Below are 9694 nucleotides of genomic sequence, written 5' to 3' on the forward strand. Positions count from 1 at the left end.
ACGTCGGTATCCACGCCGGCTGGTCAACCCCGATCACCTGCACCAGCACATGATCCACTACCCGCCCAGACCCGCGATTACGGGACAACCTTTAGGGCCGATCACGTGGACCTCGACGCAGCCATCGATCACGGTGTCACCGTTGCGGAGGTGGCCTCCTCCAACATCATCGGTGTCGCAGATCCTTGCGCTCGTGCGCAGCTTTCTCCCCGCCTTCGACGACGACCCACCCAGGCAGGGCCCCATCCCTCACCTCGCGGTTTTCTCCTGCCTAGCCAGCCGAGAGCCAGTTCTCGCACGTTGCAGCGGGAGGGATCAGGCATGACGACCCGACACGTGGCCCTGCACCCGGAAGGTGGCTGGCACGTGACCGACCCCGACGGACACGGACTCGCCGGCGCATACCACCACCCAAGAGGAAGCGGTCTCGAAGGCGCATGAGCAACTCGTCCGTGCCGACGGCGGTGAGCTGGTCACCCGCGGCACCGACGGCACGATCCGTGACAAGCGCACGGTCGCGCCCGGCCATGACCCCTATCCGCTGTCAGGCTGAGGCCCGTCCGCCTTGAGCACGGCGCCGGCCAGCTCCGGCGCTGCATTTGCGCGGCGCGCGACCGCCATCCGCGGCGCGTGGCCCCCGGTCTCTACCCACTTCGGATAGCGTCAACCGCCGTTTTTGCCGGACGTGTTGACTAGCCGGAACGCCAACAACGAGATCACCACTGCCGTGATCGGTCTCGGCGACGCGGACGAAGAGCAACTACAAGAGCTGACCCCAACCGCCGTCGTCCTTCACCCCGAAGCCCACCAACGGACACCGATCCACAACCCCAGGGTCTTCCGGTTCACGTCCGAACGTGAAGGCGACCAAGCCCTCGTCGGTTCAGCCCAGGTGGGGCCGCTCTGGTGTGTGCTCTCGGAGTCTGGGACCAGGCTTCTTGGAACCCGCAACCGAAGAAAGCTTGAAGTCGTGCCCGTCGGGGTCGGTCACCTGCCTGCCACCTTCAGGGTGGTCGGCTGTGGAGGTGAGTGTGGTGTCCGACGAGTCCCGCAAGCGCGGATTGGAGGACCAGGCCGTATTAATTCGAGCGACCGCAGGCCTAGAACCAGTGCCTGCGGCCAGCAATGGCGTGCCCTGTACCGCCTGCGACGGCGAAGACGGCACCGGCGACGACCGCGACGATGCCGAGAATCCAGATGATCTGGATCCCAGTGAGGAATCCGACGATGAGAAGGATGATACCGAGGGTAATCATGGTCGGGCCTTTCTCCCGAAGAGTGGATCCGATGCTCTCAAGTGCTTACCCTGGATCCACCGGCGGGCTGGTGCCCGTCGGTGTGTGGTGAATGGGAAAGTGCCCTTTGAGCTGGGATGATCGCTGTTGTCGAGGCAGTGATCGGTCCAGTTCGGAAGGGCACTTCGGGTGCAAGTTTCGCATAGGTTCGCCGCAGGGTCTGCGGTGTTCGATGATGAGAATCTCGTGTCGCTGGCTGGCCTGGTGCCGGTGATGGGTTTGGCCGAGCAGACCGGGCTGGGCGAGCTGCTGGCGGAGAAGGTCTCGATCGACGCACCGCGTATCAAGTCCGGCTCAGCCAATCCTGCGCCGAAGCTGGCGACGTTGATCGCGGGGATGTGTGCGGGCGCGGACAGTATCGACGATGTCGATGTGCTGCGCAGTGGCGGGATGACCACGGTGTTCGACCGGGTGTATGCGCCGTCGACGATCGGAACGTTGTTGCGGGAGTTCGGTTTCGGGCATGCTCGCCAGTTGGAGTCGGTGCTGCGTTCGCACCTGTCGCGGTTGTGCGCCCGGGTCGATCTGCTGCCCGGCTCCGCCGAGCGGGTGTTCATCAATATCGACTCGCTGCTGCGGCCGGTGTATGGGCACGCCAAGCAAGGCGCGTCCTACGGGCATACCAAGATCGCGGGCAAACAGATTCTGCGCAAAGGGCTTTCACCGCTGGCGACGACCATCAGCACCGACACTGCCGCGCCGGTGATCGCCGGGATGCGGTTGCGTGCCGGTAAGACCGGCTCGGCGAAGGGCGCCGGCCGCATGGTCTCTCAGGCCATCGCGACTGCCCGCGCGGCGGGAGTGACTGGTGAGATCCTGGTCCGTGGCGATTCGGCCTATGGTGGCCGCGCCGTGATCGGCGCCTGCCGCCGCGCTGGGGTGCGGTTCTCGCTGGTACTGACCCAGAATCCGGCCGTGCGGAAGGCGATCGCAGCGATCGCAGCGATCCCGGCCGACGCGTGGACCCCGGTGAAATATCCGGGCGCGGTGCAGGATCCGGATACCGGGGAGTGGATCTCCGACGCCGAGGTCGCCGAAATCGCCTACACCGCTTTCGCATCCAAACCTGATCGTGTCACCGCCCGGCTGATCGTGCGCCGCGTCAAAGACGCCGCGCGGCAGGACGAACTGTTCCCGGGCTGGCGATATCACACGTTCTTCATCGACTCCACACAACCCGCGCCCGAAGCCGATATCACCCATCGCCGCCACGCCGTCATCGAGACCGTGTTCGCCGACCTCATCGACGGGCCGCTGGCGCACATGCCGTCCGGGCGTTTCGGCGCGAACTCCGCCTGGGTACTGTGCGCGGCGATCACTCACAACCTGATGCGTGCCGCCGGCGTGCTGGCCAGCACAACTTGAGCAAAGCCCGCGGAGCGACCCTGCGCCGCAAGATCATCGCCGTTCCCGCCCGCCTGGCCCGACCACAACGAAAACCCGTGCTGCACCTGCCAGCTCACTGGCCCTGGGCCACTGCCTGGCGGCAGCTCTGGCACGCCACCACCATCGCTCCCTCGACCACCTGAACACCCGTAAACCGCCCCTACAACAGAGAACTCCGTGGAAAAGCTGGGCAGACCAGCGGCTGTGGGGCTCGCCGAGCAGGTGATAGAGGAGGATGCCACGCTGGACCGAGCGGGCAAGGCCTGCGAAGGGTTCGCCCAGTCGCTGGCCCTGCAGACACCGGTAGCCAGCGACCTGCGCGCCGTTCTGGCCACTCTCTACTGCGCGGTGAAGGTCGAACGGATGGGCGGTCTCGCCGTCAACGTCGCGAAACTCGTTCGCCGCAACCACTCGGCCAGGGTCGTGCCACCGGATTTGGAAGATCAGTTCCGGGAAATGGGAGAACTCGACGTGCGCATGTGCGAGCACCTCTCCGAACTCGTCACCGGCAGTGCGGAAGGCCGGTTCGCCGAGCTCAACCGCACCGACGACGCCGTCGACGCCCTGCACGCGAGAATTCTTGAGACCGTTACCGGCGGGGACTGGCCGCACGGGATCCCCGCAGCGGTAAACGTGGCGCTGCTGGCCAGGTTCTACGAGCGCTTTGCCGATCAGGCAGTCTCCGTGGCCCGGCGCCTGGAGTTCGCCACTCCGGCGCTCTCCCCACCCGGCCCAGTTTCCCTGGCTCCCTTGGCTTTCACCGGTAGTTGCGCACGAGTGGGGACAGATCCCGGCGGCGATGAGGGTCTTCGCGGTTCGTAGGTGGTCCGGCGGGTTCCACGCAAGATCATGCGGTGGGATCGGTGGGACACGGACGCGTCCGGGACACTGGGTTGCAATGCAGGGCGAGTCACCGCCTCACCGATCACACACGGGAGACCACCGTGCCCCGCACTTCCGCCGTGGTGTCCAGCACGCTGCCCGGCGAGGTCGAGGCCGGCCACCTGGCGTATGGCCGCGGCCACCGCCTACGGCGCGCACGCGCGTCAGCACACCGACCGCAGCTGCAGCCGCCGCAGGCGCAAGACCGGTCCGCACCGCGATCAGGCTATGTACCTGTGCTAACAACACTCCGGGCGCAATCCAACGATCACCATGTGTAATGCCCTGCCACCCGGACTCATACCTATTCATCGGCAATCAGTGCACACCGCCTTGAGGCAGCGCCGCCGGACCAGAGCCTCGCCTGACAGTGGGGCAGAACGTTGATCGGCGTCGGCATCGGTGCCCCGGTCGCGGAGGCCGGCAATCGTGCGCTGAGACCGCCGGCATGGAAGATCCCGATCGTGCGGACGTGCGCCACTGTGGAAGATCAGCTGAAGGTGCACACTCACCGTTTACGCGTCCATGCCCTCGCCGTCGAGCTGCACACACCGGTGCTCGGTCAGCGGGCAGGCGGCCCGGGCCCGCGCCAGCAGATCAGCCAGGGCGACGACGACGTCGTCATCTTGATCGGCGATCCAGGTCAGCAATGTGTGATCGGAGCACACGAGCTCCATCCCCGTCAGCGGGGCGCGGAGGTGTTCGAGGTTGACCATCCGATTCCTGCTCATGTTCCTGCGCCCACTGCTCTTGCCTAAACCCGCGAGGTCAGGGATCTCAGTGCGACGCTTCGTGATCTCGTGGCCTGGCATTGCGGCGACCGCGTCACGCCCCGAAGACCCCGTTCCAGACGCGGGCTGGGGCCCGGCCGAACGTCAGCTTGCTGGCGTAAGCACTACGAAGTCCGCGCCGTACGGGTCGAGACAGACAGCCAGCCGCCCGACATCCTTCGCGTCCTCCGGTCCCATCTGCACGCTGCCACCGTTCTCGGTGACTCTGGCGACGGTGGCGTCGCAGTTCTCGGACCCGAATACGGGATGCCAGTAGGGGCGCCCGCCGGCCAGGTGCTCTGCAGGAAGCTCCATGATGCCACCGTGCATGCGTTCTTGACCGGCACCGGACGGAGTGATGAGCGAATACGCACCTCCGCCGCCGGGGAGCGGCACGTCCTCGGTTTGCCACGCGAAGAGGGCACCGTAGAACTCCTTCGCGGTGGCCGCGTCGGTGGTGTAGAGCTCGATCCAGGTCAGCGTGCCGGGCTTGTCCACGGACTCCAGCCCTGGGTTCTTCCCCGGCTGCCAGACGGCGAATTGCCCGCCCGACGGGTCGGTGAGCTGGGCCATCCGAGCCTCACCGGCGGCATCGAACGGGCCGGCCCGCACCGTGCCCCCGGACTGTTGCACGGCTTGGGCCGTGGCGTCCGCGTCGGCGGTCTTGAAGTAGATCATCCACGCCGGGCGGGCCCCCTCCTCGGTGAGCCGGCCGACCGCGCCGACGGTCTTGCCGTCCAGCCGGAACAAGCCGTACCCGCCTGCGTCCGGACCGAACGACTGAAGCTCCCAACCGAACACCGAACCGTAGAAGGCGGCCGCGGCATCGACATCGGGGACACCGAGGTCGAGCCAGCACGGGGAGCCGACGCCGAAGTCAGTCGTGATCACGGCGATTCCTTTCGCAGATAGCTCATGGGGTCACCGTGACGCCCGCCACCGGGATTCGCCTGCCGACCTTGGGCACCCGGTGGGCGACCGCAGCGGGTTCGCATTACGGATCACTGCCCTGACCTGAGTTTTCGACTTCGGCGTACGACTGCTGCTCCGCGGGCGGCATTTCGCGTGCAGCGCCGAGGCGGGAGCCTGGTCGGGCTAGCTGCCCTCGGGCGATGATCAGTTCGGTGCGGGCCTCGTTCTTGTTGTTCTGGGAGAGGTGGTCGGCGGCAGTTCGTACCGCGATCACAGCGGCGTTAGGTACATCCAGGTGTGGCTCTTGATCGAGCAGATGAGTCGCGCGGGCCAACTCCTGACGGGCACGCTCTCCCCGCACGTGCTCACCGCCCGCCACCGGCAGCGTCAGCAGGTCGATCAAGGCTGTGTCCACGGCCCCACGCAGGGCTTCCTCCCGAGAGGTCGGCGCAGTCATGGGCGAGGAGTTTAAGCACCAACCCCGAATTCGCAGGATGGTGTGGTCGATGAACACTCAAATGAGCGACTAGGCTGCTGCGGGACACCGTGCCGGTGGCGGAGTCCAGCACCATGCTGAAGTTCGGGGTCGCTGTCTGACCAGGTGGCCGTCTGGATGGGGCGGGGGAGACCCACGCCTTCGGGAGCAGATCGGTCGCCCACAGGCGATGCCCGAGCGTCTTCGGATCACTCCCTCACGCCGGTCCGTAGCGGACTGGCTCGTCGGCGGCTGCGACTTCCATCTCGGCGGTGGCCTGGATGAGTTCGACGAGTTCCGGATCGAGTCCGGGGCTGAACTCCTCCGGTCGTTCCGGGGCTATGTCCATGGCGACGCCTTCGGGGGCTTGTGCCATTCGCAGCACTTCGCCGTCCCGTGCGGAGGGGGAGCTGCCTTGAAACACCTTCGCCGCCTCGGAGAGGTTGTCGAGGTTGAAGGTGTATTGCTTGTTGTGCAGGCCGCGTTCCAGCAGCGTTGCGACTTCTGGGTAGCGTTCGGCGCTGGTCTTCGGGATCGGCAGCGTCTTACCCCAGTTGACCCCGAGGCTTTCCAGCGCCTTGGCGTAGGCGTTCTCGTGCGCCTGGTCGCGCACGATCAGGTACGCCACCGTCGAACGCAGGGTTCTGTTCGAGCTCATCTCGTAGATGCGGCACTTCTGCAGCCGCCCAGTGGACTCGAGCATCAGGTTGTACAGCAGATCGAGCACCAGGTTACCGCTGTTGTAGATGTAGGACCCGGACCAGGGGTTTCCGACCGCGTCGACCGGCAGCGCGCCCTGGGCACCGACGAGGAAGTGGTGGATGTTCCCCTCGGACAACGCGTTGGACAGGGGCGTACTACCACCGGCAGCTGGTTGATCCAGCGGATCCGTTTTCGCGCCGTTGTAGCGCGGTGAACCGTCGGTCAGCCGAGCGATCGTAGTCGCGATCAGTTCCACGTGGCTGATCTCTTCGGTACCGATGCCGTACAAGAGGTCCCGGTAAGGCTTGGCGTCCGCGCCACGGAAGTTGAAGCTCTGGAACAGGTACTGCATCATCGTTCGCATTTCACCGAACTGGCCTCCCAAGCCTTCCTGGAGGGCGTTGGCTGCGGCCGGGTCCGGTTCGTCGGGCACGATCTCGTTGATCATTCGCTGGACGTGGAAGAACATTCCTACTCCTCAGGTGATCTACAGCTCTCCGTGTGCTCGTGCCTCAAATCGGTGCCGATCAATGCCTTTCGAGTCTTCGGTGATGCCGTCCGCACATGGCGACTACGGTGTGATCGTCACCTTGAGTGACAGTCGAAGCAGACACAGGGACCCGACTTTAAGACTCGGAGAAGCACGTAGCCAGACGACCTTGGGCAGTCCCCGCCCGCCTGGATGAACCTGGCGAGCATGCGGACTGCTCCCGGCCGAAAACCTCGTCAGAAACCGGAAAGGTACCGCCGCTCGCAGAAGCAGCGATCAGGCCGAGCCCGACCACCCAGTCAATGACGACTTGTCGGCATCCGATCGACGAGCTCGTTTCGACTACTGCACAACGGGTAGTCACCGGGTGATGGATGAACCGACTTCTCCGAGGGAGCCTGTGTCTGTTATCGGAGGGTGGCGAGAGTGAAATTCATGTCTGAAACGACTCTGCTACCGATGATCACGTGGCAGTCGGGGAAAGCTGCGAGTTCTGGATACTTCCACCGCTGTCCCGGGGTTTCTCGGTTTACGCTGGTCGCTGTCTCTTATGGACAGTTTCGGAGTCAAGGGGTCGCAGGTTCAAATCCTGTCAGCCCGACAGCCAAAAGGGTCTTCGCAGGTCGCAGCCAGTGAAGACCCTTTCTTTCGTGATCTAAGTTCGTTCTTCGGGGTCAAGCGCGCCGCTCGGCGACCCCAAGGCGTGTCGTCACCTGCACCATGCGCCGAGTCTGCTGGCGTTCACCAACCCGACGGTGAACTCGTGCCACCGCATGGTGCTCGGCTTCGAGGTGCCGGTGAACCTGGTCTACTCTCTGCGAAACCGCTCGGCCTGGATCCGCATCCTGGTGACGGGCGCCAGCCCGAAGGCCAAGCGCATCGAGTTCCGCTGCCCGGATTCCTCTGGAAACCCGTACCTGGCCTTCGCGGCGATGATGCTCGCCGGGCTAGACGGCGTCGCGAACAAGATCGAGCCGCCCGAACCCGTCGACAAGGACCTCTACGAGCTATCTCCGGAGGAGGCCGCCGATGTCGTCCAGGTTCCGTACTCGCTGGACGCGGTGCTGGAAAGCCTCGTGGCCGACCAGGATTTCCTGCTGCGCGGTGACGTGTTCACCCCGGACGTGATCGAGACCTGGATCGTCTTCAAACGAGAAACACGAGATCGATCACCTGCGGCTGCGACCGAATCCGTACGAGTTCGAGCTGTACTACGACGTGTAGCAGCCCGCATCTGGTGCGCGCTCGTCCGGCGACGTCGGCTGGCTGTCCGTGCTCTGCCGCAGCCGTGGCGGTTGACGACATGCGATCTCGGTTGGCCGTGAGTAGGCAGGCCTCTTGGGGTGGCTGGCGGACCACGTTCGCAGACTGCTCCAGTCGGCCAGCAGCAACGTCGACATCGAACTGAAGTTCCCCGACTTCGTAGGGTTCTTCTCAGTCGTGGCGTGGTCGGAAGAGGTGGAGCCGGGCATAGAGCCAGCCGTCGGCTTCCAGACCGCTCGGATCCACTCCGGCGGCCCGCAACGTCTCCAGTACCCGCGATTGTTCCTGCACGGAGGCGAACCGGCGCTGTTTGAACACACCAGGTACGGGAACGATTTCGTACCCCGACGCCGCTAGGCCGTCTGCAATCGGTTCTATCGGAAACATCCGCAGCACGAAATGCGCCATCCAGGGCCGGTGCTGCCGGGCGATCCTGGCCAGCGTCCGTTCGCCGACGTAGCCGATGCAGCCGGTCGAGATCACCAGATCCGTTCCGGTGAGCTGCGCGCGTTGCTGTTCGGTGGGGTCGTGCGCTTCCAGATCCGCGTGCACCGCGTCGTCGAGGAACCCCGCCGCAAGCGCATATGAGAGGGCCGGCTCGGAGTTGTCGAGTCCGACGAATCGGATGTCCTTGAGCTGACTGCGCGAACGAACCAGATTCCGGTCGCGGGCCAGCAACCAGTCGCGATCCGCCGTGCTGGCATCAGTACAGCAGTAATGCTCATTGAGCTCGTCGATCGTGGCGTCACATTTCAACAAAGCCGCGTTGATGCCGTAGGAACAGCCGAGGTCGAGGATGGTGGGCACGCGAACCCCGTGGGATTCCCGGTATTCCTGGATGACCTTCTGGAAGTACGGCTTGGCCTGCTGCGGAATGCAGTAGTCCAGCTTGCGCAGCGTGTTGAAGTAGGCGCGTGGATCGGGCTGTGTGTAGATCTGGTCGAGCAAGATCTTTCCGGTGACGTCGAACTGCACGGACCGTCCTCCTCACTTCTGGCAGTCGCCGACTGGTCTGGCACTCAATCCAGCAGCTGGCCGCTCCGCACCGCGCGTCCCCCAGCAGCCAGGTATGCAGCCAGCACCCGGCCGAAGATCTGCCGCGCCCGCGACACGCTGCCGATGGCGCCAGCATGCTCGCTGAAGGCGAAGATCGCTGTATGGCCAGCCGTTTCGCCTTGCACCGGGGTTACTCGGTGCAGCGAGTAACGGCCTTTGAACAGCTGCTGCGCACTCAGCGACCTGCAAGTTTCTTCGGTGACTTCGCGGTGGAGTGCGGTGCTGAGGTCTTTGTCTGGCTTGACTTTGACGGAGGTGGCTGTGTCGGCGGTTTCGCCTGCAGGGCCACGTGATCTGCGAACCGCCCCTACGAGGTTCCCTGCCTGTCGCCGACGGGTGAATCCTGACCCTGTGTGGGCGCCGGGGCTCTAGTAGTACTTCGTTAAGTCTTGATCTTGTGGGTGGGCGTGGGTGATGATCTCGGTGTGGATCTTGGTGCGGTGGAGCGTGTTCGGGGTGAGTT

The 9694-nt window shown here is 64.8% G+C and carries 7 protein-coding genes and 4 pseudogenes; 5 read left to right on the forward strand and 6 right to left on the reverse strand.

Annotated elements, in window-relative coordinates:
- Positions 1-454: 454 nt before the first annotated feature.
- The 4 genes and pseudogenes from AB0I53_RS48625 to AB0I53_RS48640 all read left to right on the forward strand — a co-directional run.
- Positions 455-553 (forward strand): annotated as a pseudogene (locus tag AB0I53_RS48625) (hypothetical protein); the annotation flags it as partial.
- Positions 554-1034: 481 nt separating this feature from the next.
- Positions 1035-1376, forward strand: coding sequence for a hypothetical protein (locus AB0I53_RS48630; RefSeq protein WP_358617784.1), 342 nt, complete (start codon positions 1035-1037; stop codon positions 1374-1376).
- A gap of 48 nt (positions 1377-1424) precedes the next feature.
- Positions 1425-2824, forward strand: a pseudogene (locus AB0I53_RS48635) (IS1380 family transposase).
- A 34-nt stretch (positions 2825-2858) separates the two neighbouring features.
- Entirely contained in the window at positions 2859-3503 is a 645-nt protein-coding gene (locus tag AB0I53_RS48640; RefSeq protein WP_358617786.1) for a PhoU domain-containing protein, read from the forward strand.
- A 575-nt stretch (positions 3504-4078) separates the two neighbouring features.
- On the opposite strand, the gene AB0I53_RS48645 is transcribed toward AB0I53_RS48640, so the two are convergent.
- The 4 genes from AB0I53_RS48645 to AB0I53_RS48660 all read right to left on the reverse strand — a co-directional run bounded on the left by AB0I53_RS48645 (position 4079) and on the right by AB0I53_RS48660 (position 6891).
- Positions 4079-4294, reverse strand: a complete 216-nt coding sequence (locus AB0I53_RS48645) for a hypothetical protein (RefSeq protein ID WP_358617789.1) — start codon at positions 4292-4294, stop codon at positions 4079-4081.
- 144 nt (positions 4295-4438) lie between these two features.
- Positions 4439-5224: a VOC family protein gene (locus AB0I53_RS48650; RefSeq protein WP_358617792.1), complete on the reverse strand. Its 786-nt coding sequence runs from the start codon at positions 5222-5224 to the stop codon at positions 4439-4441.
- A gap of 103 nt (positions 5225-5327) precedes the next feature.
- Positions 5328-5648, reverse strand: a complete 321-nt coding sequence (locus tag AB0I53_RS48655; protein WP_358617794.1) for a hypothetical protein — start codon at positions 5646-5648, stop codon at positions 5328-5330.
- Positions 5649-5937: 289 nt separating this feature from the next.
- Positions 5938-6891, reverse strand: a complete 954-nt coding sequence (locus tag AB0I53_RS48660; protein WP_358617797.1) for a manganese catalase family protein — start codon at positions 6889-6891, stop codon at positions 5938-5940.
- 734 nt (positions 6892-7625) lie between these two features.
- Between AB0I53_RS48660 and AB0I53_RS48665 the strand changes: the two are divergent.
- Positions 7626-8136, forward strand: a pseudogene (locus AB0I53_RS48665) (type I glutamate--ammonia ligase); the annotation flags it as partial.
- Positions 8137-8346: 210 nt separating this feature from the next.
- Here AB0I53_RS48665 and AB0I53_RS48670 read toward each other — a convergent pair.
- Together AB0I53_RS48670 and AB0I53_RS48675 are read right to left on the reverse strand one after the other, a co-directional pair.
- The gene (locus AB0I53_RS48670) at positions 8347-9150 is read right to left on the reverse strand and encodes a class I SAM-dependent methyltransferase (protein WP_358617799.1); all 804 of its coding nucleotides are present in this window, start codon (positions 9148-9150) and stop codon (positions 8347-8349) included.
- A 44-nt stretch (positions 9151-9194) separates the two neighbouring features.
- A pseudogene (locus AB0I53_RS48675) lies at positions 9195-9398 on the reverse strand (arpA protein); the annotation flags it as partial.
- Positions 9399-9694: the final 296 nt, after the last annotated feature.

Source organism: Saccharopolyspora sp. NPDC050389 (assembly GCF_040655595.1).
Lineage (GTDB): Bacteria > Actinomycetota > Actinomycetes > Mycobacteriales > Pseudonocardiaceae > Saccharopolyspora.